Here is a 26,613-nt window from a genome sequence, read left to right on the forward strand (position 1 = left end):
TACCGGTGCCCCCCACACCGCACGGCACGCTCATCCTGCCCGGGGCAGGATCCTTCGGCGGCGAACTCAAACCCCTCCTGGACGAGCTCGGGCCCGCTGCCCGAATCGCCCGGTACCCCGGCCGCTTCGGGCGCGACGCGGGCAAGGACACGACGTTCCCCGAGGTCGTCGACGCGTGTACGGAACAGGCGCGGAACCCGCCCGCTGACCGGGTGACCCTGGTCGGGCACAGCTTCGGCGCCTACGTCGCCCACGCCACAGCGGCGGAACTGGAGCGGCGCCAAACCCCTGTCCACGCGCTGGTCGTCGTCGGCGCCAACGCGCCTCATCTGCTCGCCGTCCCACCGGCCGCACGCTCCGACCGGGCGGCCGTTGCCGCCTACCTGGAGGGCATCGACCCGCGGCTGCTGCCGGACCCGTCCGACGAATGGCGCGACCTGGTCCTGGACGCCGCCATGCAGGACCTGCGCCTGCTTGCGCACTTCAGTGACGCACCCCGGCCGCACCCACGGTGCCCGGTCTTCGCCGCGCGAGGGGCAGCGGACCCGCTCACTTCCGCCGAGGGCACAGCGGAGTGGGCCGCGGCGACCACCGGCTCCTGCGCCCGCCGCACCTTCCCCGGTGGCCACTCCGATCTGCTGACCACGCCCGCGTTCGCCGACTGGCTGCGCACCGTCGCCTCGCGCGAGTAACACCCGCCCCCTGAGAGGAAGGAGACACACTCCCCGTGGACAGCCGCGACAGCCGCGACAGTCGTCCCCTGAGCACCGGTGGCCACCTGGTGGTCGTCGGTGGCGGAGCCTCCGCCACCGCGGTGCTCCACCACCTTGCGCAGCATGCCGACGTCCGCCCCCTGTCGGTGACAGTCGTCGATTCACGGCCGGTCGGATTCGGGGTGGCCTTCGGAACCGCCGATCCGCGTCTGCGCTGCAACACCTCCGTCGACGTCACCTCATTGCACCGGGGCCAGCAGTCCGACCTGCTGCGCTACCTGGCCGGGCGCGGGTGGCCGGTGAGCCGGTCGGACTTCGTGCCCCGGACCCTGGTCGGGCAGTACTGCCGTGAGCGCTTCGCTCAGGCACGGAGCACGCTGACGGCTCGCGGCTGTGCGGTGCGTCAGATGACAGGCCGTGCCAGGACGGTGCGGTCCGCCGCTGAGCCGGGCCGGGGATACCTCGTCACCCTGAATGACGGCAGCACCCTGGAGGCCACGGACGTGGTGGTGGCGGTGGGCGGCGACCAGCCCCGCTTGCCGGACGCGCTCCGCGAATACGCGGACCATCCCGGCCTGCTGGCCGGCGCCTATCCCTCTGGCCGGCTGCGAGAACTGGCGGAAGACGCAAGGCCGTTGGTCCTGGGTACCAAACTGTCCGGGGTCGACGCCGCACTCGTGCTGTGCGCAGAACAACGCCACGTCACCCTGTGCTCGCCGTCGGGAGAGCTTCCCGCAGTCCGGGACCGGCTGTGCCGCCCGGACCGGCCGGCCGGGCTCCTTTCCGGGCTGCGCGAACTGGACCCTCGGTCCCCAGGCTTCGACCTCGCGTTCACCAGGCTTCTCATCCGCGCGGTCCGGACCGCCTCACCGTTGCCCCCGCCCGCCCTCGGCAAGCAGTTCGGAACCGAACCCGATGCGTTGCGGCGGCTCGGTACCGAACTGCGGCAGACCGAGTCCGGCGCCAACGCCTGGCAGTCCCTCATCGCCGAACTCATCGAAGCCGTCAACGACTGGACCCAAGGGTGGCCCCGCGACGACCGGGACAGCTTGCTCATGCGCTTCCGTCCACTGATCGCCCGTCACATCTCCGCCATCCCCGTGGCCAGCGCCCGAACTCTGGCGCAGCACGGGCTCGCCGGGCGGCTCGTGGTACGGCGAGGTACCCCCGTGTCCCTCACCCCCGCGCCCGGTGGCGGCTGGCACGCCCGGTGGCACCCCGAAAGCGCTGCCGAGCACTTCTCCCACGTCGTCGCGGCGTCCGGTTACCGGCCGCCCGCCGTGTGTACGCACGGGCCGGCTCTCCTGGCCTTCGGCGTCGCCGCCTGCTCGCCCGACTGCGCTCCACCCCTGCCCGACGACCGACTGAGGCTCATGTCACCCGACGGCGGCGCCTCGGAGCGGATCTGGATGGTGGGAGCCGCAGCCGGGGGGCGCACCGCCATCGTCAACTACCTGTGGACCGCGGCAGCGCAGGCCGACGTGGTGGCGCAGAGTTTGGCCACTCCCGTCCCCCCAACCGCAGGGCCGGCAGCAGCGCTCCCGCAATCGGACGCCGCACCAACGCATCAGGCGCCCGAAACACGCACGACCTCCAGCTACGAAAGGCATCCTCGTGTACGTACTCGTCGACCCCGTCTCCACCGGCCGTGAACTCGCTGCCGCCTTCAGCGAGGAAGGCGCCCGCGTCCTCCACCTCTATGAGGCCGCCCTGCACGCTGATCACGCCGTCGACACCGCGCCCCGCACTCACCTGCTGACGCAGACCGGCCCCGGCGCCGTACAGGAGGCGGCCGATCTGTTGCGCAACGAACCGGTCGCCGCGGTGATCGCCGCGAGTGAGCGAGGAGTGCTGCTCGCCGACGAACTGGCCGACGTGCTCGGTCTGCCGCACCACGAGCAGCACCTGGCCGCCGCTCGCCGCGACAAGGAGCTCATGGTGCGCGCCTTGGAGGCCGCGGGTATACCGGCGGCCCGCACCCGTACCATCGCCTCCGCCGCCGAACTCGACCAGGCACTCGACGCATGGGGCACTGCTCCTGGCACACCATTGGTGATCAAGCCGCGTGACAGCGCGGGAAGCGACGGCTGCACCGTGGTCACCAGCCGCGCCCAAGCGCACGCTGCCCTCGAGACCACGTTGCTGAAGTCCAACCTCATGGGGGAGACGAACACCGACCTGCTGCTCCAGGAGTACCTGACGGGTACTCAATACATTGTCAACACCGTCAGCATGGCAGGCCGGCACTTGGTCACGGAGGTCTACCGGGAACGCATCGACACCATCGGCGGCGCTCCGGTCCTGCGCCACATCCTCTCCCGCCCCCAGCTCGACGAGGGGGAGCGCGATCTCGTCGACTACGTCCTGCGCTGCCTGGACGCCCTGGGCATCAAGGAAGGCGCCGCCCATACGGAGGTGATGCTCACGGCCGCCGGACCACGCCTCGTGGAGGTCAACTCCCGGATCATGGGACCGTCTCTGGCCCCCGACCCGTATCACGCCGCCTTCGGCTACAGCCATCAGCACCTGGTGGCCGAACGCTTTTTGCGACCGCAGGAGTTCGCCCGCCGGTTCGACCTCCCCTATGGCGGGGGGCGCACGCTCGCCAAGCTCTTCCTTCGAGGCTTCTGCGACGGAGAACTCGCCTCGGTGCAGGGTGCGCGTACCTTGCGCCGCCTGCCTGGTTTCCACTCCATCGACAGGCTTCCCTCCACCGGCGCTCCGATCCCCGACCGGACCTTGACGACCGGGGCCTCGGGCATCGCCTACCTTGTCCACGAGGACGAGGACCTGCTCCACAGCTCGTTGGAGTTCGTCCACCACCTCGAGGACGATCACGCCTTCTACCGCATGGTCGACGTCGGGACAGACGTGCGGGGCGTCGGGGAAGAACAAGGAGCGGCTGCCTGACGATGCGTGCCATTGCCATGATTGCGTTCTCGGTGCTGATGCAGGCGGCTGCCGAGGCTTTCCTTTCCGGCCGCATCAGTAGCGGTGACAGCCTGCGTTTCTCCCTGCTTGCCTTCCTCGGGTGCACTGTGCTCTTCCTGGCGGTCAACCGAGTGAGCAGGATCAAGAACCGCTCAAGTAAGCCAATGCCGAAAGGACTTGGTGGTGCGTGGCGTCAGTTCGCCGCGCTCAATGTGGCCAGCGCGGTCACCTTCCTTGGCCTGTACGTGGCGCTGGTGTGGGTACCGGCGGCGCTCGCGGCCAGTCTGATGGCCGGCGTCGGTCCGGTCGCCGCGAGTATCCTCGCCCGGCTGTCGGGGGAGATCCGTCCCGTCGCGGACTGGCTCCGCTCGGTGGGTTTGCTCGTCGCTTCCCTGGTCACCGCGGCAGCCGTACAGCCCTCCCTGCTGGACACCTCGTCCTGGCAGTCCGGCCCAGCCGCGAGCGCCGTCGGCGCCGGGCTCGCCCTTCTCGCGGGGATCGGGGCCACGGTGCTCGCCCGGCTCTCCCGCCGGCTCGGGGAGCGCGGGGTCGCGCCGTCCGTCGTGATGGCGCACCGCTTCCATCTGACCTACGTGGTCGCCGCGCTCCCCCTGTTCAATGGTCAATTCGTCGAGCGGCCGCAGCTGGGCTGGGGGGTGACGGCACTGGTCGCCTTCGCTGGTGTGGTGATTCCGCTCTACGCCCTTCAGGTCGGTGCCCAACGCACGTCGGCCACGGTCACCATGGCTCTGCTCGCTGCTCAGCCCGGTCTGGCCTACCTCGTCCAGGGTGCTCTCGGTTACCCCCTCACGGTGCAGGGCACTGTCGCCGTCGGGCTGCTGCTGCTTGCGGCAAGCGCCGTGGCTCATGCCGAGCACCGCCGCCCTCATGAGCACGGCGTGACGAATGCCGGCCGGACCCCGGCAGCCCAGGAGACCGACGACCCTGCCTCGGCCAGAGTCGTCTGACGGCTGCGGGCAGATGCTCAACTACTGCCACCTTGGTTGTAGAAGCCCCCCGGCGTGCAAGGAGCTCTTCTACGCTCCGCACATGGTTGCTGTCATCGAAATACCGGACCGTGCGCGCTTGTTGAGCAGGCAAGGAAAGATTTCCATCGCCGCGCGAACCGCTCGCCTGTGTTGGACAGAAGCACGGCCCGTCGTGCAGATCGCCTTCCTGCTGCGGTTCGCGACGGGAACGGCCTTCGCCACGCAGGATGAACTCGATCTCCCCCGGATCTTGGCAGGGGCGGCGGCATGGTTGTGCGCGAGTGTCTTCGCCTACCTGTTCAACGGCGTGATGGACGTGGAGGAGGACCGCCGCAACCATTCCGACAGACCGATCGCGCGGGGCGCCCTGCCGCTGCGCCGCGCCGTCGCGGTCACGCTGACAGCGGCACTGGTCGCCCTGCTGCTGTCCGCTCTGTGTGGCGGACTGATCGGCTGGGTTCTTGTCTTCCTCGCGCTGGGATGGGCGTACTCGGCGCCACCCCTGGCGGCGAAGCGGGCGAGCCTGCCCTGCGCGGTCGTGGTGTTCGGCCTCGGCTGGACGTCCTACGCGGGCGGCGCGGCAGCAGCCGGGGGTGGCCTTGCCGTCCCCGCCGTGGTGTTCGCCACCGCCATGGCCGCGTGGATGGCCCTGGTCGGTGCCGTAGTGAAGGATTTCAGCGATGCGGAAGGTGACGCCGAGGCCGGAAGGCGCACACTCGCCGCCACCCGCGGCGTGCACGTCGCCAGACGCCTCGCGGTCGCGGGGGCCCTGACCGTCGGTGTCGGCGCCCCCGTGGCCGCGTGGACCTGGGCGCCATCCGTCCTGCCGGGCACACTCCCGCTGGTTCTCGGCGCGGGGTGGGTGACAGTGCGCTGCTTGCGCGGCAGGCACACCGAGCGCCGCGATCGCCATACGCGGCGGGACGCTTACCGGGCATTCATGATCACGCAGTACGCCGCAAACCTGGTCATGCTTGTGACGCTAGTGGGTTCGCGGTGACCCCGGCGCCGCTTCAGCCGGTTGTGCGGTCAAGCCCGTGACATGAGGGCGGTCACCTTCGCTCCGCGCCCTTCAGTACCGCGTCCATCCGGGATGTTGCCCCGAGTTTGTTGAAGATGTTGTAGAGGTGGCGCTTCACGGTTCCCTCGCTGATGTCCAACTGGGAAGCAACCTGACGATTGGTGAGCGCCAAGGCGACCGCGTCGAGGATCTGGCGCTCCCGCGGGGTCAGTTCCTCCGAGGAGTCACCCCCCTCTTCATCTGTCGGTGCGGGGTTGGTGCGCGGCTGTGTCTCAGGGGAGTGGGGGGTGGCAGGGGCGAGGATCTGATCGCGCGTTTCTTCGTAGCCTCTGCTTCCGGCGTAGAGGCGCACCGAAGAAGCGGCCCGGAAAGCCGCGTTCACCTGCTGCCAGATCACCGACCGCAGCTGCGGCGCCGCCGACGCCACGGCAGCATGGACCGTCGGCTGAAGGGCCGACCACAACAGCTCGGCAGCTCGCACCGATTCGGCGACCGGTACCCTCTGCAGGGCTCGGTTCACACCGAGAAGCCGTGTGTAGTCCTCCGCCGCGGTGGTGTCCGGCAGGCCCCCCTGCTCCAGGGTGGCGATGCAGTCATCGATGATCGCCACGGCCTGACGCCGGCACGACGACCACAGATCCGAGCGCTCGGCCAGCACACTGTCCACTCGCAACAGACCGGCTTGATAGGCGTCCAGCACATCGGGTATGGCAGAGCGCAGAGCTGTCGCGACTCGTCGGCGGGATTCGTCTTCTTCGGGTTTCTCGCCGTCACGGGACACCGAGAGGCCGCCGGTTGTATGGCGGTGCGAACGAGGGTCGCGAGGCACACATCCTCCAAATCACGAAGCCCTGTACGGCGAGGCTCATCCGCAGACCACGGCCCCCGCCGGGGCGGGGGAGCCACTATCGGACTGGTCTCTGGAAATATAATCAGCCGATGATCATGTGGCAATGATCGTATTCCGCCCCTTGGACGCCATGGCCGTCGTCCCAGCCTGTACCTCTGACCTGGCGCGACGTCGCCGTGCAGGGCAGTGGGCGGCCCCACTACGGCTGCACGATCAAGCTCAACCTGTTCCGCGACCGGCCGGACTCTGGCGGACGCCGCCACCATCGGCCTCCTCCAACAGGTGTGCGCGTCCCGCAACAGGTGTGCGCGTCCCGCTCCGCGCCCGCCGCATCGCCTACGTGGTGGAAATGGGCATGACGTGGGCGCGCGGCAACCGCAACGCGCCCCCGCTCCCGAGTTCGGTCACCGGTCCGATCGTCATGCCCGCTCCGCCCTCCCCGACGCTCAGCCCTTGCCGAAGTGCACCGCGGGGAAGGCGCCCGCTGCCCTGATGGTTTTGCAGAAGCTGCCGGCCAGTTCGGTGAGGCGTGCGGTGGCGGCCGGGCCGAGGTGGTCGTACGGGGCGGCGTCGAGGCGGTCGGTGAGCACCTCGGTCTCGCCGCGCAGGGCCGTGCCCCCCTGCGTGAGGTCGCCTGCCTCGTCCAGCAGGCCGCGCTCGCGCAACTGGTCCCGGGCGGTGTCCCACTGCTGCGCGGACCACCCGCGGGTCCGCATGAACAGCGCCGATGTCGGTGCCGTGCCGGTGGCGTTGTGCAGGACCAGCGCCTCGATGCCGGACAGGCCGGCGATCGCCAAGGCGGCGAGGTGACCGTCACCCCGGTGTTCGCGCAGAAGCGTCGCGGCGTGCCACAGGGCCAGGTGCGGCTCCTCGGGTACGGGGAGATCGGCGTTGGCGGCGTACAACGGCCGCGCCTCCCGGCGGCAGGCTTCGGTGGCGTGCAGCGCCAGTTCGGCCGCCTCGGTCACTTCCCTGGATGTGAGGGCCTCCTTGCCGAGCATCCGCCGCAGCGTCCGGTCCGCGCCGCGCAGCCGTGCCGTGAGCGCCTTCTGCGGTGTGGTGACGGTCCACGCGGCGGGGATGTACCGCAGTACGTGCTCATGGTTGAAGTTGTAGAACGCCGCTGTGACGGTGCCCGCGGCGACAGTGCCGAGAGGTGCGGCGCGGCCCGCGAGGTAGACCATGGGGCCGCGCTCAAGACCTAGTGCCGTGAGTTCTTCCTCCGGCTCCGGCGCGAAGTACATGGCCACGTGCAGGGGGCTGACGGCATTGTGACAGTGGCGGCCTGCGCTCGCCTCGATGGACGTCATGCTGTGGCTCCGGGCTCGTGGTGGGGGCAGTCGGTCAGTCCGGCCGCAGTCTGGGTGAGGTGCTGGGTCAGGACCTCGGCCGCGGTGTCGGCGTCGCGGGCGAGCGCGGCCTCCTCGAGCCGGCGATGCTCCAGGGCGCCGTCCCGGTCGGGGTTGCGGTGTGCCGACCAGCGGCGGGCCAGCTCGCTCGCTGTCCACAGCCGGTCGAAGGTCTCCAGCAGGACGAGATTGCCGCACCCCTCCAGCAGCGTGCGGTGAAAGAGGCGGTGGGCTTCGGCCCATGTGCTGCTGTAGTGCTCGCCCTCCTCTGCCACGTACGCCGGGGTGCGGGTGAGACGGTGGTGGGAGGCTCGTACGCGGGCTTCCCAGTCCACATCGCCGCGTTCGACGGCCATGCGCAGCATGACCGGTTCGATCGTCCGGCGGGCCTCCGCGATCTCCTGCCATCGGCGGTCGGAGTACGCCGGGACGGCGAAGCCGCGGTTGGGCAGCCGATCGGCGAGGCCCTCGCCGACCACCCGCACGAGCGCCTCACGCACGACGGCCAGGCTCACGCCCTGCTCTTTAGCGAGGTCTTGGGGTTTGAGGGCATCGCCGGGGGCGTGGTCCCCGCGCATGATCGCGGCCCGCAGGTGTGCGTAGACCTGCTCGGAGAGGATCTGCTTCCCCGCCGGGGGTGAGGTGGGAGTCGTCTGAGTCATGCCTACACAATAGACGATCCGCTGAATAATCGATTATCAATGTTATGGTCGATCTCAGTGGTGAGCGGAAGCGTGACCACGTCGCCTCCTGGCTCCACCACGGCGGGACCTCCGCCGACCGCATCACCACCACCCCACAGCACATCCGAGAGGAACGACACCATGAGCTTCAACGACCCCTTTGCCCGTCTCCCCGAGGCGGCCTCTTTCACCGTTGTCAGCACCACCGTCACCGGCGGCGCCCCCTGGTCGATCGAGCAATACTCCGGCCTCTTTGGCGTCCCCGGCGGGAAGGACGTCTCCCCGCAGCTTTCTTGGAGCGGCGCCCCGGAAGGCACCAAGAGCTACGCCGTCACGGTCTACGACCCTGATGCCCCCACCGGGTCCGGGTTCTGGCACTGGGCGGTCGCCGATATCCCCGCCACCGTCACCGAGCTGCCCGAAGGTGCCGGCGATGACACCGGCTCGGGCCTGCCCGGGGGCGCGTTCCAGCTGCCCAACGACGCCCGCGCGGCCCGCTTCATCGGCGCCGCCCCGCCGGCCGGACACGGCCCGCACCGCTACTTCACCGTGGTGCATGCCCTCGACGTCGACACCATCGGCGTCCCCGCCGACGCCACCCCGGCCGCCCTCGGCTTCACCATGGCCGGCCACATCCTCGGCCGCGCGGTCCTGACAGCCACCGCTGAGACAATGCCGGGATGACTTCTCCTAGAAGCCGTGTCGCCGCATACGTGATCCGGCATCGCGCTGTCGCGGAGGTCCTGGTTTTCGACCACGTCGGTATGCCGGAGGCCGGCACCCAAGTCCCAGCGGGAGGAGTCAAGCCAGGCGAAAGCGTGGAGGATGCGGTGCTTCGAGAGGTAGCGGAGGAGACCGGTCTGCTGACTGCCACCGTGGTCCGGCAACTCGCCGTGGAGGACAAGCCGCATCCCGAAACGGGACAGCCTCGGCGCACCACCTTCTTGTACCTCCGGGCACCAGCAGGCACCCCTGACGCGTGGGAGCACGCCGTCCACGGCGACGGAGAGGACTCCGGTCTCACCTTCGCCTGCCGATTCCTCCCGCTTCCCTTGCGGCAGACACTTGCTGACGAGCAAGACGCGTGGATGGGCCGCATCGACCCGCGCTGGACCACCGAGACCGGGGACGGCCCATCCCGGCATTGACGAACAGCAGCGTGGGATCCATCCCAGGATCAGGACCCCGTCCAGCATCAGCGCGCCCGTGATGCTCTGCGACCGCTGGACGGGTTCGGTTCAGCGTGCGGTGTCGGGCGACCGGGGCGAGGGTCGTGCGGCGAACCTGACCGGGGCTTGGAATCGCGCCTTGCGTGCGGCCCTTCGGAAGACGGTGAGAACCGCGGGGCCGGCGAGGGTGATGCAGATGAAGTTGGTGACCGCGCGGCCGGTGTCCCAGCCCAGCGACGTGGCCAGGTCGAAGGCGATGTAGCGCTGCCACTGCTCGGTGAAGGGCAGGCCCGGCAGGTAGGCGATGGAGCTGTTGGGGTCGAGGGAGAAGGGCCAGAAGGAGAGGTTGAGCAGGAAGCCGAAGAGGTAGCCGGACAGCGAGCCGTACACCGCGAGCAGCAGCACCTCGCGCCGCCCTGTGGCGCGGGGCAGCAGCCCGGCGAGCATGCCCACGAAGGCACAGCCGAACATCTGATACGGCATCCACGGCCCCACACCTCCCGTGATGAGGGCGGAGGCGAACAAAGATGTGCAGCCCAGGGTGAAGCCGAAGCCGGGGCCGTAGACCCGTCCGGCGAGGACGAGGATGAAGAAGACGGTTTCGATGCCGGCCGTGCCCGCGCCGAGCGGACGGATGGCCGCGTTGACCGCGGAGAGTACGCCGAGCATGGCGAGCGCCTTGGAGTTGATCCCGCCCTCGGCGATCTCTGAGATCACCACGCAGAGTACGAGGACGAGCAGGGCTCCGAAGATGAGTGGGGGCGCGTAGGAGGAGCCGAACTTGCCGGGGGCGACCACGAACGGCCAGAAGAAGGCGACGAGGCCGACGCATGCGGCCAGGGCGATGATCACGCCGGCGCGGGGCGTGATGCGGATGGCGGTGATGCGGAGCTGTGCGGGGACACTCACCGGGCTGCACCCTCTTCGGCGTCCGGCAGGCCGGCGGCGGCTTGGCCGACGGTCAGGTAGGGGAGCGGGGCGAGGATCTTGGCCACCTGCGGGGCGAACACCGGTGAGGCGACGATCACTTCGGAGGCCGGCCCGTCCGCGACGGTCTCGCCCTCGGCCATCACCACGACCCGGTCGGCGGTTCGCGCGACGAACTCCACGTCGTGCGTGGACACCACCACGGCGCGGCCCTCGGCGGCCAAAGTGTCCAGGATGTCGGTGAGTTGGGCCTTGGCGCGGTAGTCCAGGCCGCGGGTCGGCTCGTCCAGGAGGACGACACCGGGGGCTGCGGACAGCTGGATCGCCAGGACCAGGGCGAGCTTCTGGCCCTCGGAAAGGTCGCGGGGGTGTGTGCTCCCCTCGATGCCGGGAGCCAGACGGTCCAGTATTTCGCGCGCGCGTGGCCCGGTTCCGTCGATGGCGGACTCCGCGTCCGCCTGGTCGAGTTCCTGTTTCACGCTCTCCAGGTAGAGCAGGTCCGTGGGTGTCTGTGGGATGAGCCCGACCAGGCGGCGGGCCTGTGTGGCGGAGACGGATCCGGGGTCGTGGGCGGGTCCGGAGCGCTGTGTCGTCGGCGTACCCCATGGCTTGACGCGCACAGTCCCGTCCGTGCGATGCCCCGATCCCTGCAACGCCCACAGCAGCGAGGACTTGCCGGAGCCGTTGCGGCCCATCAGCGCCACCGTCTCGCCGCCACGCAGCTCCAGGTCGACCTCGCGCACGGCGGGCAGGACCTGGCCCCGGTAGCGGACGCTGACACCGCGCGCGTCGAGCAGTCTCACTCGCTCCTTCGCGGGTGCCGGTGGTCGCGCGGGCGGTACGGGGGCGCCCGCCAGCCGGGCTCGCAGCGGGGCCGCGGCGCGACGGGCGTCCCGGACGGAGAGCGGCAGTGGGTCCCAGCCCGCTCTGCGGCCGAGCTCGACGACCGGCGGTGCGACGCGGGCGGTGCGGAACAACTCGGCGGGCGGGCCGGATTCGACCCGCCCGCCTCCCGCAAGGTGGAGAACGCGGTCCGCGTACTGCACGACCCGCTCCAGGCGGTGCTCCGCCAGCAGGACCGTGACGCCGAGGTCGTGGACGAGGCGGGTGATCGCGGCGAGGACCTCCTCCGCGGCGGTCGGGTCCAGTGCGGAGGTCGGCTCGTCCAGCACCAGGACGCGCGGGTGGGTGGTCAGTACGGAGCCGATGGCGACGCGCTGCTGCTGTCCGCCGGAGAGTTCGTGCAGGGAGCGGTTGCGGAGGTCGGCCAGGCCGAGGAGATCCAGGGTCTCCTCGACGCGCTTGCGCATGGTCTCCGGCGCGATCGCCAACTGCTCCATGGCGTAGGCGAGTTCCTCCTCGACGGTGTCGGTGACGAAGCCGTCGAGGGGGTCCTGTCCCACCACGCCGACCACATCGGCGAGCTCGCGGGGCGGGTGGCTGGCGGTGTCGCGGCCGTCGACGGTCACCGTGCCGTACAGCGTGCCGCCGGTGAAGTGCGGAACCAGGCCGTTGACCGTGCCGAGCAGGGTGGACTTGCCGATGCCCGTAGGGCCGATGACGAGGCAGAGTTCGCCCTCCTCGACGGTGAGGTCCACATCGCGCAGGACCGGTTCGGCCGTGTCGTCGTACACCACGGAGACGTGGTCGAAGGTGATCACTTGGCGGTGGCTTTCTCGGGGCGCCGCGCGGGGACGCGGGGTGCGGCCTGCGGGGCGGTGACGGGAAGCGGCGGCGGGGAGAGAAACCCTGCGGCGCCCGCGAGCAGGATCGCGGCGGCCGGAACCATCGGCAGGGTCGGCCAGCTCAGCGGATAGATGGACGGATTGAGTTCGGCGGCGTCGAATCCGACGTGGGTGAAGAGCAGCACGGCGGAGAGCACACCGCAGCCCACCACCGCCCACTCCTCGAACCGCCAGGGGTCGGGCCGGTAGGTGGTCCGCGTGACGCGCCGCCCGCCGAGACGCAGCCCGGCCACGCACAGCGCCGCACCGATCGCCATCGCGGGGAACCCCAGCAGCCGGGGAGCGGTGGCATCGAGCAGCCCGTACGCTCCCGCGCACAGCCCGCACATCCCGGAGAGCATCAAGGCTCCGGTGAGGCGGCGAGAGCGGCGCGTCGCCGTGCCCGCACGGCCGTACCCGCGCGAGTCCATCGCGGCAGCCAGGCGGAGCGACCGCTCCAGGGCGTCCTCGAGCACCGGGACGACGATCCCGCGCAGGGCGCGCAGACCCTTGGTGCGGCCCGCGCGCAGTCGCCGGGCGCGGTGCACCCGCTGCACGCTCTGGACCAGTTGGGGTGCGACGCTGATGGACACGGTGACGGCGACGCCGAGTTCGTGGAGCGCGCCGGGCAGGACGCGGAGCGCCCGCTTGGGGTTGGCGAGGGTGTTCGCCGCTCCGATGCAGCACAGCATGCAGGCCAGCCGCAGCCCGTCCACGGCGGCCGAGAGGAGGGCCTCCAGCGAGACGCGGCCGCCCAGTTGGATGCCCGCGTACCAATCGGGGGTGGGAATGTGCGGCAGGGAGAAGAGGAAGTGGTCGTGCGGGGTGATGCCGGTCGCGAAGACCGCGCGGAACAGCACGCGGATCGCGACGACCGTGAGGGCCAGGTACAGGTAGTACTTGAAGCCGCGCGCCCAGGGAGCCTCGGTGCGGCGCACGCTGATGACGTAGCCGAGAACGGCGAGGACGAGGAGGAGCAGCAGCGGGTTGTTGGTCCGGCTGACGGCGGTGGCCAGGGCCAGGGCCCACACCCACCAGGCCATCGGGTGCAGGGTGCGGGGCAGCCGCCGCTCGTCCGCGCCGGGCAGCATGCCGGACACGGACGAGCGCGCGACGCAGGAGGTGGGACGCACCGCCCTACTCCGTACGCCGGCGACGCCTTGCCGCGTATGCGGCGGCGCCCCCGACCAGGAGGACCAGCGCGCCGGTGACGGCCGCCGGTACGTACGAGCCCGCGTCGTGCGCCGCGTCGGCGGCCGGAGCCGCGTCGACGACCTTCGAGGACGGTTGTGGCGCGGCCTTGGCCCCGCCTGGTTCCTCGCTCGCCGAGGGCGAAGGGGAAGGGGAATCGGAGGGTGAGGGCGACGCGGAGGCCTTCGGGGACTTGCTGCGCTTAGGAGCCGGATCGGCGGGCTTCTTCGTCGCCGTCCGCTTGGGAGCCGGGCCGGTGTCGACGCCCGGCGGTAGTGGCTTGGACGCCTTCGTCTCGTACGGCGCCTGCGGTGCGGCGCCGCCGGTGGGACGGGCGTTGCGGGCACGCAGCTGGTTGGGCGTGACGGTCGGTCGTCCCTCCGTGCCCTCGATGTTCGTGCCGCCGAAGATCCACAGGTCGACGCTGCCCGGCTTGGGCTTGTAGAGCATGGCGCCAAGCTGGCTGTACTCCCAGCCGTTCTCGCCCGGGTCGGCATGCCAGTACGACCAGTAGGCGGAGGCGGGCGGTGTCAGGACGCAGTCGTCCTGAGAGGGAGCCGGGAACTGCTTGCCGCCCTTGTAGCCGCTGTATCCGATCCGGCAGATGAACGCCGGGCCGTCGTGTCCGGTGCCGGTGGTGCGCCAGCCGCCCTGATTGAGCAGCTCGTAGCCGGTGGTGGGGGTGGTGCCGCAGGAGCGGAAGATCGGGCCGCCCCAGTCGCTGAAGTCGACCGCGAGGACGGCGCCCCTGCTGGTGGTGCACTGCCCCATGGGCTTGGGCGCGGCGGAGGCGGGACCGGCCGTGGCGGTCAGTGCCGCCATGGTCAGCGTCAGGGCGCCGGCCGCGCTCGCGAACGTACGCAGGATACGGACGATCACTGAGGGCCTCCTGTGGCGGCGGCGCGGCGGCGGGCAACGACGACCGTGCGCCAGCCCGCGAGGCACAGGATGACGGCGACCAGGGCAAGGCCCGCCACCTGCGCGCCGGTCGAGGCGAGAGCGCCGCCGTCCGGTGAGGTCCCGTCAGCCGGACCGCCCGAGCCGTCGCCGCCCGGTGTGACGATGTCGGGCGTGGCGTTGCCGGACGGTCCGCCGGTGGAAGGCCCGGGTGACTGAGGCGTTGTGCCGTCCAGGTCCCGAACCAGCGTGCCGAACGAGGTGCCCACCGCTCCGCCCAGGCCCTGCGTCGACGCCCGGACATCGGAGCCGCGCTGCCCGTCCGCCGCCACGTTGAAGCCGCCGTCCGTGTTCTGCTGGCTCGCCAGGAACTTGCGGGCCTTCTTGATCTCGGCGCCGTACGTCGCCGCGTCCAGAGACAGCCCTTGAACCGCGAGGGCGGCGGAGTTGACCGAGTTGCCCGACGCGCCGGGGAAGCCGCCGTCCGTCAGCTGCTTGGAGGCGATCCAGGCCAGGGCTTTGTCGACGGCCTTTCCGGAGCCGGCGTCCTTCACCAGGTCCAGGGCCATGGCGGCCATCGCGGTGGAGTCCACTTCGGAGTCGCCGGTCGAGGGGATGAGGCTCGGCCAGGCGCCCGACGACTTCTGCAGGCTCGCCAGGTAGGCGGCCGGGGCAGCGGCCGCCGTGTTCTCCCCGGCGCGCAGCTGGGCGATGACGCCGAGGGACTGCGAGAACACGGAAGGGGCGTACGTGTAGGCGCCCTTGGCGGGGCAGCTGCGGTCCGGGGCCTGACTCGGGGCCTTGCAGACCGCCTTGTCGAGCGCCGCGATCAGGTCCTGACCCGCGAAGTCGCGCGGGTCGCGGCCGACAGCCTGCGCGAGCACCGCCACCTTGCCGAGCGAGCCGCCCGAGGCGTGCGAAGTACCCACACCTGTCCAGTCGTTGACGGTACGGCCCGGCGACGAAGCGTCCTTGCCCTTGTCGTCGAGGAAGTCGACGATGCCGCGCAGCACGTTGTTGCCGTGGCCGGTGGCCGCCAGGGCGTAGGCGCCGTCGATGGTCAGGCCGTAGTCGGCGAAGCCCGTCCCGGCGATGTTCTCGTAGTAGTGGCCCTGCTTGAGGCGGGAGCCGGCGGTGAGGTAGGCCGTGCCCTTCTTCAGGTCCGGGCCCTCACCCTTGGCCCAGGGCGGGTTCGGGCCGCCCGTGCCCGGAGGGTCGGAGGGGTCGGCCGGGTCCGACGGATCGGTGGTCGGCGGCTGCGGCGGGTCCGGCCGCTTGGTGGTGAGGGCGGCGAGGCTGGTGCGGGCACCGGCGAAGGCGGCGCTCCACGTCGGGTAGATCTCCGGCTCGGTCGCGCCTTCGTCGGAGCCGAACCCGCCCGCCTTGGTCTGCTGCCGCGACAGCCAGGAGACCGCGGCGTCCGCGCGCTTCGTGTCACCGAGGAGACGCAGCGCCTGGGCGGACTTGCCGGTGGTGTTGACGTCACCGGTGGCCACACCCGCGTAGGCGCCGAAGGCCCCGCTGGGCAGCTGGGCGGCGCGCAGGTTCTTGCGGGCCTTGGTCACGGCCTCGGAGTGCCCGCCGGCCTGCTGGAGAGCGATCGTCGCGTACGGCGTGGTGGCGGGGTCGCTGTAGTTGCAGGAGTCGCCGTCGCGGATCAGCGTGGGGCTGAAACCGCCGTCCTTGCACTGATGGGTGGCCACCCGCGCGACGGCGGCAGCGGGCGGACGAACCCCGGCGCGCTGGAGCGCGAGCACGGCGAGTGCCTGCGTCTCCACGTCCCCCACGTCCGGGAAGTCGCCCTTGGCGACGCATCCCGACGTGCCGCCTTCGGTGCACGCGCTCTTGGCGAGATCGCCCGCCAGGTCATGGCCGCCGAAGGAGCGCGGATCGCCCTCGGTGCTCACGGCGAGCAGAGCGAGCAGCGCGGCCCCCGAGGGGCTCGGCGCTTTGCCGCTGCCCTGCGGGTAGGCGAACTCGTCGCTGTGCGCGGCGAGATAGGACTTCATCTTGTCGAGCGTCCCGCTGCCGCCACCGGCGGCGGCGAGGGCGAGCGCGGTCTGGGCCGTCTGGTAGAGATTGGGGCCCTCTGCGCCCTCGTCCTGCAGGTGGTCGCCGTCGGTGAGCCTGCCCTTCAGCCACTTCTGCGCCGCGGGCAGGTCGACCTCGCCGGGATCGACGTCGGGCGGGGTGTCACCGGGATCGCTCTGGCCGCCCGCGCGGACCTGGGCGGGCGTGAAAGAGGGCCCGCCGCCGGCGCCGTCCGGGTCGGTCGGCCCGAACACCCACGCCTCGACCGCGCCGTTCTTGGGCTTCTGGCTCATGGCACCGAGCGGGCTGTACGTCCAGTAGTCCTGCCCCGGTGGTGCGATCCAGTACGACCAGTACGCGGACGCGGGCGGGGTGAGCTTGCACGCCTCCTCGCCCTTGGTCGGGTACTGGCCGCCGGAGTCGAACTCGGCATGTCCGAGGCGGCAGATGAAGGCGGGCCCGTCGTGCTCGGTGCCGACCGTACTGAAGCCGGCTTCGTGCAGGAGGTCGTAGCCGGTGGTGGGACTCGCGTCGCAGCCGCGGACGAGGCCACCACCCCAGTCGGAGAAGTCCACCGCGACGACCGCCCCCTTGGACGGGGTGCAGTTGGCCATCGGATCGGCGGCCGCGGGAGTGGCGTGGTGCAGCGTCAACGCCCCACCACCCACCGACAAGGCGGCCGCGCACAGCAGCGAGACGCATCTCGCGCGTATTCCCCGGCCCGGTCTGTTGCTGGTCCCCACCACTGCCCCCTGGACGTTCACCGTGGCAGAGGTGTGCGTGACCGGCGGTCCGGGGCCGTAGCCCGCACAGAGGAACCGTCCGTACCACGCCGTAGTCCGCGACGGCGTCAGTGCTTGTCCCCAGACCAGGTAATCCGGCTCGTCCGCCGTGCAGTTGAGATGCGCGGCGAACCTACGGTTGCGGGTCAGCGCCGGAATTCGACCGGCTTCCCCTGGTGGCTGAGCTTAGATTCGGGCGAATTAGAGCACAGTTACGAATGAGGTGACAAGGGTGTGCGGGACTTGTGATGTTCGAGTAACGTCCCGTGCTGCCGAGCGGGGGAATCTGGTGCGACTCCAGAGCTGACGCGCAGCGGTGTGGACCGGCCGGAGGGCCGGAACAAGCCCGAATGCCCGACCGGCCCTGCAAGCAAGGACGTCGCACCACGCGCTCGGGCGACGGCCACGTGCCACCTGGCCTGGCCCTTCGTACACTCCCGTACTCGGCGCCGACCGGCGGAGGGACGTGCGGCCGACGCCCCCTCTTCCCGGGAGCACCCCGCCATGACCTCCACCCACGCGGCCCGCCGCACGCTGCTGGCCCTGCCCGCCGCACTCACCGCCCTCGCCCTGACGGCGCTGCCCGCCGCCGCGACGGCCTCGCCCGCCCAGATAGCCACATCCAAGACGAACGGCGTGTCCTACCTCAGATCCCTGCAAGGCGCCGACGGCTCCTACGCGGGCGCGGGACTCTCCAATGAATGGGCCTTCTCAGCCTTCGCCGCGGCAGGAACGGCGGCCGTCGACGTCATACCCGGCGGCGATGCCACCAAGAACGCCCGCACCGTCTACCGCAACCACCTCGCGGCCGCGGGCTGGCCGGGCACGTCGCCGGTGGTCACCGACTACGAGCGCGGCATCATCAACGCCTACTCGGCGGGCATCGACCCGGCCCGGGTGTCGGCGAGCCGCAACCTGATCGCCGACACCTACGCCTACTGGCAGAACTCCGCGCCCGGTTACTGGGGCACGCCCACCAACTTCAACGGCACGGTCTTCGCGCTGCTCTCGCTGGGCGGGGCCAAGACCCAGGCCGGAGCCCAGCGGGTGCCGCAGGCGCTCCTCGACAAGTCGGTCGCCACGGTCCGCGCCAACCAGCACGACGACGGCGGCTGGAACTTCAGCAAGGCCGAGGGAGATCCCGCCGCGCTCGCCGCCGCCAGCGACATCGACATGACCGGCGCGGCCATGGCCTCCCTGTGCGTCTCCGGCGTCCCCGCCGCCGACCCCGCCGTCACCAGGGCCAAGAGCTTCCTGAAGTCGAAGCTCATCAACAACTCCGGCGCCTTCGACGCCATGTTCGGCGCCAACACCGACTCCAACGGCTGGGCGGTATCGGGCCTCAACGCCTGCGGCATCAACCCGCAGACCGGCGACTTCCTGACCCGGGCGGGCAAGACGCCGGTGGACTTCCTCATCGCCCAGCAGTTCAAGCCCGGCGGCGGCTTCAAGTACCTGCCCACCGACACCACTCCATCCGCCTACGCCTCCATCGACGGCCTGCGTGCCGTCGTGGGTGGCGGCTTCGCATCGGCCCCTCCGGCCCCGGCCACCGTGGGCGCTTCGCGTTGGGTGGCCACCACTGGTTTCACCCCGGGCACCCAGACGAACCTCGCTCTGACCGTGGACGACGGCACCTCGCTCAAGGTCTGCTCCGTCACCTTCACGCCGACCGCGTCAACGACCACCCTCGGGGCGGTCGTTGACGCGGCAAGCAGCTCCGCGGTGCCGGCGGGTTGCATCACGGCCGTCACTCCCGGCAGCGGAGGCGGCACGATCACGGCCCTCAACGGCAAGGCCAACTCCGGGGGCTCGGGGTGGAAGTCGAGTGTCGACGGGGCGTCCGCCGTCGCGGCGAGCCGCGGCACGCAGATCAAGGCCGGAGACACGATCTCGCTGCGTTACAGCAGCTGACAGCCGCACGCTGCCGCGCCGGGCACCGAAAAGACGGTGCCGGGTGCGGTTGTGCGCCTGGGCTGTGAAGAGTTCGCGCACGATTCTTGGGAATCGGGCACATGATCGGTCGCATGAGCGGAAAACTCGGAGGGCTCACCCGGCGCCTGCGCACAGGTCGGGCGCCGACTCATGCGATGGGAGAACGATCAATGATGTTCACTCGGGTACGGAGCAGAGCGCGGACCGCCGCGCTCGCGCTCTCGGCCGTCGCGGCCCTCGCCCTCGGCGCGACCTCCATGGGCGGTGCGGCGGCGGCGCCCGCTCCTGCCCCCGCCCCCAAGAAACAGGGGCCGACCTCGGTGGCGTACGTCGAGGTGAACAACAACAGCATGCTGAACGTCGGCAAGTACACCCTCGCCAACGGCGGCGGCAACGCCTTCGACGTCGCCGTGATCTTCGCGGCGAACATCAACTACGACACCGGCAAGAAGTCCGCGTACCTGCACTTCAACGAGAACGTGCAGCGCGTCCTCGACAACGCCTCCACCCAGATACGGCCGTTGCAGCAGAAGGGCATCAAGGTCGTCCTCTCGGTTCTCGGCAACCACCAGGGCGCGGGCTTCGCCAACTTCCCCTCCCAGCAAGCGGCTTCGGCGTTCGCGAAGCAGATGTCGGACACCGTGACCAAGTACGGCCTCGACGGCATCGACTTCGACGACGAGTACGCCGAGTACGGCAACAACGGCACCGGCCAGCCCAACGCCAGCTCGTTCGTGCACCTGGTGTCGGCGCTGCGCGCGAACATGCCCGGCAAGATCATCAGTCTCTACAACATCGGCCCGTCCGCGACGCGCCTCTCCTACGGCGGCGTCGACGTCTCGTCCAAGTTCGACTACGCCTGGAACCCGTACTACGGCAGCTGGCAGGTCCCCGGCATCGCCCTGCCCAAGTCGAAGCTGTCACCGGCGGCCGTCGAGATCGGCCGGACCTCGCAGAGCACGGTCACCAGCCTCGCCCGCCGCACCGTCAGTGAGGGGTACGGCGTCTATCTGACGTACAACCTCGACGGCGCGGATCGCAGCGCCGACGTCTCCGCGTTCACCAAGGAGCTGTACGGCAGCAACGCCGTCTACACGCCGTAGGGCGATCGCGCGTCGCGCCTCCGACAACGATGTCGGGGGCGCGACGCGCGGCCCCCGCGCGAAGTGCGATACAAGGCGCAGGACGTGAGACAGGAGCACCCGAAATGCGCATTCCCGGCCCCGAGCATCAGGAAGACGGCGGGCTGAGCGCCGTCGCGGCCGCGGGCGGACTGCACCGGTACCAGTTACGCCTGCACGAGGCACACGGACCCGTCGTGCGCTTCCAACTACCGGGCGCGGGCACGGCCGTGTCGGTCGCCGACCCCGTACTTCTGGAGGCCACGGCACACATCGACAAGCGGCCCGAGGAACTGTTCGCGTTCCTGGACCCGCTGTGCGAGGCGGGCAATCTGCAAGTACTGCCCGCCGACGAGCACACGCCCTGGCGCCGACTGCTGCTCTCGGTGCTCGCCGGACGTCCGGCCCACGAGCGGCACTTCGCGCGCTTCACCGAGCTGGCGCAGGAGCTAGCGGACCGCTGGGCCGGACAGGCTGAGGACGAACCCGTCGAACTGCAACAGGAGTTGACCGCGCTGTCGCTCCGGATGATCTGCGGGTTCGCCCTCGGCGGCGCGGAGACCGACACGGACCGTGTCGTCGCCGCGTTCGAGGAGGTGCTCACCGAGCACCTCGGGCGGCTCTACCAAGTGCCGATGGACCCGCGCTCGGCGGAGCGGGCCGATGAAGCCCTCGCGTATCTGCGCGCGACCGTCGACCGCGTGGTGGCGGCGCATCGCGCGGCCGGCCGCACCGACAGCAGCGACCTGATCGGGGCGCTCGTCGAGGCCGGTCAGAGCCCGGCGCGGATCCGGGACACCGTGATGGTGACGCTGCTCGCCGCCCACCACACCACCGGCGTCGCCGTCTCCTGGACGCTGCACCTGCTGGGCCGCCACCCCGAGGCGGCCGACCGCGTGGCCGCCGAACTCGACCAGGTGCTGGGCGAGCGCGCCGCGCCCGACCACGGCGATCTGCGGCGGCTCACGTACCTGGACATGGTGCTCAAGGAGTCCATGCGCCTCTTCCCGCCGGGACCGTACGGCGCGCGCGAGACGACCGAGGATCTGGTCCTTGGTCCCTACGAGATCCCTGCCGGGACGACGGTGTTCTATCCCTTCTGGGCGGTGCACCTGAACCCCGAGCACTGGCCCGACCCCGAGCGTTTCGACCCCGAGAGGTTCACGCCGCAGGAGGTGGCCAAGCGCCCGCGGCTCGCGTACGTCCCCTTCGGGATCGGACCACGCGGCTGCGAGGGCGCGGCGCTGGCCACGGTCGAGGCCCAGCTCGTCCTGGCCGTCCTCCTCAAGCGCCTGCGCTTTACGCCCGCGCCGGGGCATGAAGTGACGCCGGTGGAACGGTTCGTGCTGTGGGCGCGGGACGGTATTCGGATGACGGTGCGGCCCCTGGACGCGGGGGCGTCGGTCCGGTGAGGCCAGGGGCTACGAGGGCTCTTTGGTCCTCGCGGTGCTGCGGTCGAGGTACTCCTCGACCGCAAGGCGCACCAGCGTGTCCTTCGCGCGCCTCTGGTCGTCCTGCCGCTCGCGTGGCCGCTTCCTTCGGTCGACGACGCTCCACAGGGCCCGGACCGTGCTGTCCCTGAACTCAGGCCCCAGGGACAGTACGGCCACGACGGCTCGGTCGCGGTCGTCGGCGTGCACGCTGCGCTTGGCGATGAAGTCGAGAAGTGCCTCGGCGGCCAGTGGCCTGTACTCCTCGCCCCCGGACAGCATGAGATCGACCAGCTCCTGCTCCTCGGTGGAGTAGGTGTCCCAGTGCCGGGAAGCCGCCTTCGCGGCGTGCGCTGCCGCATCGCGGAATCGGTCGCCGAGGCGGACGAGCCGTCCCATCGACTCCACCTGGTCGTAACTGTCGGTGCGGCGGTCGCGCAGCGTGCCGCACAAGATCCGGGCCGCGTGGGTGGTGTGCTCATCGCCGAGGGCGGTCAGACAGTCGGCGATGGCCATGCGGTCGTACGGCGCAAGCCTTGGACGGCGAGCAGCGCGACGCAGGGCTCCGGCCGCTGCTGCGGTATGTCCGAGTCGATTCAGGACCAGGGCAGGGTCCTCGTGGAAGTCATGGCCCTTGACCGCCCTTCTCAGCAGGACCTTCGCCCTGCGGTGCTGGTCCGGCCCCAGCTTGAGCAGGGCGGTTGCCGCCCTGTAGCGGGCCGCCGGGTGGAGTCCCGGGCGTCGGGACGCGGAGTACAGGATTCGGGCTGTCTCGTCGGCGTACCGGTGGTCGAGACAGAGCAAGAGGGCCATGGCGGAGAGCCGTTCGTCGAACCCGGCCCTGCCGTCGCCGATGACGTCGCGGAGTGCTTCGTCCTCGACCGGTACGTGAGGGCCGTTGAGCGCCAGGAGAGCCAGGGCCGCCGTGCGGCGCGAGCGCGGCTCCCTGTCCGGGTGAGCGAGGTCGATGGCGAAACTCTCGGCTGCGGGCCGCGTGTTCTCCTCGCCGAGTTGGCGCAGTGCCCGGGCGGCGCACCGACGCACCACCGGATCCGAACGGCGATCGGTGAGAAGCCGCTGGAACTCCTGAGCAGCCTCGCGCACGCAGTCGGCACCTCTGTTGTGCAGCGCTGCCGTCGCGCGCCCACGGTCGCCGCTGTCGGTGGACGAGTGGGCGATCACCTCGTACAAGTGCGCGGGGGGCATGGGTGACGAAGCGCCGAGTACGAGCAGGATGCGGGTGGCGGTCCGGCGGGTCTCGGGCGGCGTGTCCTGCGCCGCGATTCGTTCGTGCAGTTTCTCCGTGACCTTGGCCAGGTAGGGGTCTCCGAGTGTGCGAAGCGCCTCTAGTTCGCTCCCCAGCCTGAAGCGCGCGGAGTGATCGTCCATGAAGGACGACGTCATGGCTTCCACCATTTCGTCGACCCGGGTCGCGCGGTACTGCCCCAGCTGCTCGATGGCGCTGCGCCGTTTCGATGGCGAACCGCGGTCCTTGAGCATGTCGCGCAGAAGGCCGACTGTCGCGTCCTCGGCCTGGCTCGGCCCGGCGGCGACGAATTCCTGAGCGATGAGCCGATCCCCGAGCGGTGCGTGGGAGTTGACCAAGGTGTCCTGTACGCGCCGGACGGCTTCCTCCGCGAACGACCGACCGAGCCGGAGTAGGCTTCGGGCCGCCATCCACCTGACATGGAACGGCTCGTCGTCCGACTCGACTATCGCTCGTAGAACGACGGCTGCCTGATCGGCGTACGTGCTACCCGGGTAGGCGCCTCCTATGACGAAGCGCCACCACTCGGAGAAGTGGGCACAGGGGGAATTGATGAGGATCCGGGTCCCCAGAATCGCCTCCGAAACGTAGGGTCCGCCGAGGTTGGTCAGGGCCGTCAACGCTCTCAACCGGTCCTGGCCTATCGCGAACGGCGCGTCCACCATGGCGTGGAATGCTCGGGCCGCGTGGGGACGGAACCTGGCGTCCAACTCGCTCAGCGCATGCGCCGCGTCCATCTGGCGGTCGATTCCGCCCCCTGGGTCGGCCGCCACACGACAGTAGATCCGGGCGGCGTCCTCCACGTGCGTTCCGCCCAGCTCGGCCAGTTGCTCGACCGCCGCTTCCCTCTGATGCCAGACGACCCCCGCGTCCGCGGCCAGCGCGGTCAGCGCCCGACCGGCCAGGTCCGCGTACTCTCCGCCGAGGGCGACGAGCGACTCGGCCGCAGAGGTCCGCTGGTAACCGTCCGACAGGCGCCGACCGATGAGGGCGAGCCGCGCCGTGGCCGCCGCTGCCGCATGGCCGCGGGTCGGATCCGCCAACAACTCGATGGCGTGATCGAGGTCGTAGAAGTCGACGCGGGCGTCGTCCGTGAGCCGCGTGAGCACGTCGGCGGCGGTCGTCGGGTCGTGCGGGATCAAGGCTGTCGCTGCCACAGGGATCGTCCGGACGGTCCAGGACGCGGCGGAGGTACGCCGCGACCCGGTCCTGCCGAATTCCCTCCAGGCAGTCCCACAGATCGCTGTCGCTCCCCAGACACCGATAGGTCTCCACCGCTTCGAGCAAGCGCTCGTAGTGGCGGTCCTCGGCGGGGCAGCCCTCCTTCAGGAGCGCTCCGGCCAGGACCTGACGGTCGTAGAAGCCCTCCTGCAACCAGTCCAGAAGTACGCGCCCGCTCTCCCTGCGGCGGTTGCAGAAGTGGACCAGGGCCGTCCGGTACAGCTTCGTGTGCGGGTGGTCGGTGAGTCCCGAGGCGGCCAGGATCGCTCTGCGCCACGTCTCGTCCCGGGGGTCGAACGTCTCGGGCAGCGTGCCGACCAACTGCTCTGCCGCAAGGTGTTCCGCGAACGTCGTGTGCAGGAACTCCCAGCGCCCTCTGCGCCGAATGACGAGCCCGCTCGCAAGGACGGTGTCGGTGACGGCGGTGAACCAGCCGTCCAGAGGCGGATCGGCGCCGAAGTGCCGGCCTTGGAGATCGACGGCAGTGTTCTCCCACCATCGCCGGGCCACCTCCGGCAGGTCACCGGCCCCCTGGGTGACCCGGGCGTACGCGAGATGGGTCAGGAGATGCTCGCCGTGGTCCTTGAGGTAGGCCACCGCATGCCGCCCTTGCGCGGTCGCCTGTGCTCGGCCCTCCAGCTTCCCCCAGAACCCTTCGAGATAGTGCTGCCTCGCCGAGCGGAGATGGACGCGGAACTCCTGGTAGAGGGCCCATCGGCTCTCCGGGAGCGGTTGGTGCGGAGCGCTCAGGAAGACAAAGGCGGTGATGGTGGCGAACAGCGGGAAGCGCAGCAGATCGCCCAGCTCCGACTCCTTGGCCTGGGCGAGGAAGTCCGGTGCGAGATCGGGGCGGCCGGAGTCGGTGAACCAGGAGTGGGCGAAGGCTTCGAGGGCCTCCCGGTCGAACGGCTGGAGGACGTAGTTCGTGAACCCCGCCTTCGTCAGCTCCTTCATCGCCTCGTCGTCGAAGCGCGAGGTGAGCAGCACCCGCAGGGACGAGCGTGCGCCGCGTCGTGCGTGGGCGGCCAACCGGTGGATGAGCAGGCTGCGGTGGTCCTGGTGGACCTCGTCGAGGGCGTCGACGAGCGCGAGCCAGGTCGCCCCCTCAGGAAGGCCGGGCAGTGTTCCCTCACCGGTGTCGAGGTGAGCGGCCGAAGCCACCGCGCTCTCCAAGGTGCGCCCCACGCCGACCAGTTGGCCGGCGGTCACCAGGAGCGGTACGAGTGTGCGGGACCCGGCAGCCGCCGTCAGCGCCTCGTCGCTCAGCCGCAGGGCGCTGTGGTGCAGCAGGGTGGATTTCCCGGCGCCGGGCTCCGCCTGGACGAGTAGATGCGCTCCGGCGGAGGCATCGCGCAGGACCTCCTCCAGCAGCCGAGGCGGCCCGATGTGCTGGGCCGGGTGCGGGCCAGGCCCCGAGCCGCCCTGGGCGCCGGGCGGGCCGGCCCCCCGCCCGCGGTCCATCGGCGGCTCCGGCCCGCCGCCCCCTCTGCCCGCGGCGGCGGCCTCCTCGCGTGCGTCCTCCTGGCTCAGCTTCTGCCGGACGTACACCGCTGTGAGCGTGCGGGGCTGTCTGTCCTGCCGGAAGCGGTAGGGGAGTTCGTCGGCTTCCTCCTGCTGGAGTGCCAGCGTGGAACGCACCGACGGGGGCAGCCAGTGCGGGGGAGCTGTGGCTGTCCGGCCGCCGTCGGGCAGTACGGGAAGCGGGGTGGGGTCGACGCCGTGCTCGGCCAGGGCTTCGAGGAACGCGGGGTCGTCGAGACCGACCAGATCCGTGCCCGTGGTGTTCCTGCGGTCCCCGCCCGGACGGTGGCTGGCGGCGATGGCGACCAGGAGTCCTTCTCGCTTGGTCAGGATTCCCGCGCCGGAGTATCCGGCCCACGGGGAGCTGTCGCCCTTCTCGTACGGCGGATCGGTGCTGTTCACGGACAGTTGGAGCTGATGGTCCGTGCGGTCCGAGCCGAGCTGGACGGTCCCGTCGATCTGGTGAGCCCTGGGAAGGGAATCCTCCACGGCGAATCGGGGGAACCCGACCGCGTGCACCTGCGTCTGGCCGATGTCGTGGGGCAGCTCCCCGAACCGCGCGGACGGCAGTGCTCCCCCTTCCGTCTCCAGGATCAGCAGCGCGAGATCACGTGCCGCATGGATCACCACACGCCGCACCACGACACAGGGAGCGAGCGCGTCGGGCCGCAGCGGCCGCACCTCGTACGACAGGGTGCGAGGCGGCACGGCGTGCGCGGTGGTGATGGCCACGTCACCGGCCAGGAGGAATCCCGAGGCCTGGAAGTAGAGCTGCCCGTCCGGCTCTCGACGGACGACCTGCACCACGCGATCGAGGTGGCTCACCGCACCGGTCCGGCGGCCACCCTGCGCAGGGCGCAC

The 26,613-nt window shown here is 70.6% G+C and carries 20 protein-coding genes, 1 pseudogene and 2 riboswitches; of the genes and pseudogenes, 11 read left to right on the top strand and 10 right to left on the bottom strand.

The features are described 5' to 3' along the window. The first annotated feature begins 5 nt into the window (after nt 1-5). The 5 genes from ACFUPX_RS17560 (at nt 6) to ACFUPX_RS17580 (ending at nt 5,633) form a co-directional block, all read left to right on the top strand. The gene (locus tag ACFUPX_RS17560) at nt 6-692 is read left to right on the top strand and encodes a thioesterase II family protein (protein ID WP_383322513.1); all 687 of its coding nucleotides are present in this window, start codon (nt 6-8) and stop codon (nt 690-692) included. A gap of 35 nt (nt 693-727) precedes the next feature. Further along, the gene (locus ACFUPX_RS17565) at nt 728-2,365 is read left to right on the top strand and encodes an FAD/NAD(P)-binding protein (protein WP_383322516.1); all 1,638 of its coding nucleotides are present in this window, start codon (nt 728-730) and stop codon (nt 2,363-2,365) included. After that, a complete protein-coding gene (locus ACFUPX_RS17570) occupies nt 2,328-3,623 on the top strand; it encodes an ATP-grasp domain-containing protein (protein WP_383322518.1) in 1,296 nt (431 codons plus the stop codon). Before ACFUPX_RS17565 ends, ACFUPX_RS17570 begins: the two co-directional genes overlap by 38 nt. Nucleotides 3,624-3,625: 2 nt before the next feature. Continuing rightward, a complete protein-coding gene (locus ACFUPX_RS17575) occupies nt 3,626-4,612 on the top strand; it encodes a hypothetical protein (protein ID WP_383322521.1) in 987 nt (328 codons plus the stop codon). A gap of 82 nt (nt 4,613-4,694) precedes the next feature. Beyond that, the gene (locus ACFUPX_RS17580; protein ID WP_383322524.1) at nt 4,695-5,633 is read left to right on the top strand and encodes a UbiA family prenyltransferase; all 939 of its coding nucleotides are present in this window, start codon (nt 4,695-4,697) and stop codon (nt 5,631-5,633) included. Nucleotides 5,634-5,685: 52 nt separating this feature from the next. Here the strand turns inward: ACFUPX_RS17580 and ACFUPX_RS17585 are convergent, their stop codons facing one another. From ACFUPX_RS17585 to ACFUPX_RS17595, 3 genes are all read right to left on the bottom strand, one after another. Beyond that, nucleotides 5,686-6,354, bottom strand: a complete 669-nt coding sequence (locus ACFUPX_RS17585; RefSeq protein ID WP_383322526.1) for a response regulator transcription factor — start codon at nt 6,352-6,354, stop codon at nt 5,686-5,688. Between the two features lie 596 nt (nt 6,355-6,950). Next, a complete protein-coding gene (locus ACFUPX_RS17590) occupies nt 6,951-7,814 on the bottom strand; it encodes a hypothetical protein (RefSeq protein WP_383322528.1) in 864 nt (287 codons plus the stop codon). Then, complete coding sequence (locus tag ACFUPX_RS17595; RefSeq protein WP_383322531.1) at nt 7,811-8,515, bottom strand: GntR family transcriptional regulator; 705 nt, start codon at nt 8,513-8,515, stop codon at nt 7,811-7,813. The genes ACFUPX_RS17590 and ACFUPX_RS17595 overlap by 4 nt, the downstream gene beginning before the upstream one ends. Before the next feature lie 162 nt (nt 8,516-8,677). Here ACFUPX_RS17595 and ACFUPX_RS17600 point away from each other — a divergent pair, with 162 nt between their 5' ends. After that, the gene (locus ACFUPX_RS17600; RefSeq protein WP_383322534.1) at nt 8,678-9,220 is read left to right on the top strand and encodes a YbhB/YbcL family Raf kinase inhibitor-like protein; all 543 of its coding nucleotides are present in this window, start codon (nt 8,678-8,680) and stop codon (nt 9,218-9,220) included. After that, entirely contained in the window at nt 9,217-9,684 is a 468-nt protein-coding gene (locus ACFUPX_RS17605) for an NUDIX domain-containing protein (RefSeq protein WP_383322537.1), read from the top strand. Before ACFUPX_RS17600 ends, ACFUPX_RS17605 begins: the two co-directional genes overlap by 4 nt. A gap of 90 nt (nt 9,685-9,774) precedes the next feature. Here the strand turns inward: ACFUPX_RS17605 and ACFUPX_RS17610 are convergent, their stop codons facing one another. The 5 genes from ACFUPX_RS17610 to ACFUPX_RS17630 are packed head-to-tail and all read right to left on the bottom strand — an operon-like array spanning nt 9,775 to nt 17,218. After that, on the bottom strand, nt 9,775-10,614 hold the full coding sequence (locus ACFUPX_RS17610; RefSeq protein ID WP_383322538.1) for an ECF transporter S component: 840 nt from the start codon (nt 10,612-10,614) through the stop codon (nt 9,775-9,777). Next, nucleotides 10,611-12,293, bottom strand: a complete 1,683-nt coding sequence (locus tag ACFUPX_RS17615) for an ABC transporter ATP-binding protein (protein WP_383322540.1) — start codon at nt 12,291-12,293, stop codon at nt 10,611-10,613. Before ACFUPX_RS17615 ends, ACFUPX_RS17610 begins: the two co-directional genes overlap by 4 nt. Beyond that, nucleotides 12,290-13,447, bottom strand: coding sequence for an energy-coupling factor transporter transmembrane component T (locus ACFUPX_RS17620; protein WP_383322649.1), 1,158 nt, complete (start codon nt 13,445-13,447; stop codon nt 12,290-12,292). The genes ACFUPX_RS17615 and ACFUPX_RS17620 overlap by 4 nt, the downstream gene beginning before the upstream one ends. Nucleotides 13,448-13,493: 46 nt before the next feature. Further along, nucleotides 13,494-14,369: a hypothetical protein gene (locus ACFUPX_RS17625; RefSeq protein ID WP_383322652.1), complete on the bottom strand. Its 876-nt coding sequence runs from the start codon at nt 14,367-14,369 to the stop codon at nt 13,494-13,496. A gap of 53 nt (nt 14,370-14,422) precedes the next feature. Continuing rightward, entirely contained in the window at nt 14,423-17,218 is a 2,796-nt protein-coding gene (locus ACFUPX_RS17630) for a prenyltransferase/squalene oxidase repeat-containing protein (RefSeq protein WP_383322543.1), read from the bottom strand. A 106-nt stretch (nt 17,219-17,324) separates the two neighbouring features. Beyond that, nucleotides 17,325-17,477: riboswitch (cobalamin riboswitch) on the bottom strand. 59 nt (nt 17,478-17,536) lie between these two features. Beyond that, nucleotides 17,537-17,613: riboswitch (cobalamin riboswitch) on the top strand. 148 nt (nt 17,614-17,761) lie between these two features. Between ACFUPX_RS17630 and ACFUPX_RS17635 the strand changes: the two genes are divergently transcribed. The 3 genes from ACFUPX_RS17635 (at nt 17,762) to ACFUPX_RS17645 (ending at nt 21,725) form a co-directional block, all read left to right on the top strand. Beyond that, a complete protein-coding gene (locus ACFUPX_RS17635; protein WP_383322546.1) occupies nt 17,762-19,171 on the top strand; it encodes a hypothetical protein in 1,410 nt (469 codons plus the stop codon). 194 nt (nt 19,172-19,365) lie between these two features. Continuing rightward, nucleotides 19,366-20,295, top strand: a complete 930-nt coding sequence (locus tag ACFUPX_RS17640; RefSeq protein WP_383322654.1) for an endo-beta-N-acetylglucosaminidase H — start codon at nt 19,366-19,368, stop codon at nt 20,293-20,295. Between the two features lie 104 nt (nt 20,296-20,399). Then, nucleotides 20,400-21,725, top strand: coding sequence for a cytochrome P450 (locus ACFUPX_RS17645; protein ID WP_383322549.1), 1,326 nt, complete (start codon nt 20,400-20,402; stop codon nt 21,723-21,725). A gap of 9 nt (nt 21,726-21,734) precedes the next feature. On the opposite strand, the gene ACFUPX_RS17650 is transcribed toward ACFUPX_RS17645, so the two are convergent. Continuing rightward, nucleotides 21,735-24,167, bottom strand: coding sequence for a HEAT repeat domain-containing protein (locus tag ACFUPX_RS17650; protein ID WP_383322660.1), 2,433 nt, complete (start codon nt 24,165-24,167; stop codon nt 21,735-21,737). Nucleotides 24,168-24,690: 523 nt separating this feature from the next. Between ACFUPX_RS17650 and ACFUPX_RS17655 the strand changes: the two genes are divergently transcribed. After that, nucleotides 24,691-25,560, top strand: a complete 870-nt coding sequence (locus tag ACFUPX_RS17655) for a hypothetical protein (protein WP_383322663.1) — start codon at nt 24,691-24,693, stop codon at nt 25,558-25,560. Between the two features lie 549 nt (nt 25,561-26,109). Here the strand turns inward: ACFUPX_RS17655 and ACFUPX_RS17660 are convergent. Continuing rightward, nucleotides 26,110-26,613: pseudogene (locus ACFUPX_RS17660) on the bottom strand (hypothetical protein); the annotation flags it as partial.

This window comes from Streptomyces sp. NPDC057302 (assembly GCF_042667685.1).
GTDB lineage: Bacteria > Actinomycetota > Actinomycetes > Streptomycetales > Streptomycetaceae > Streptomyces.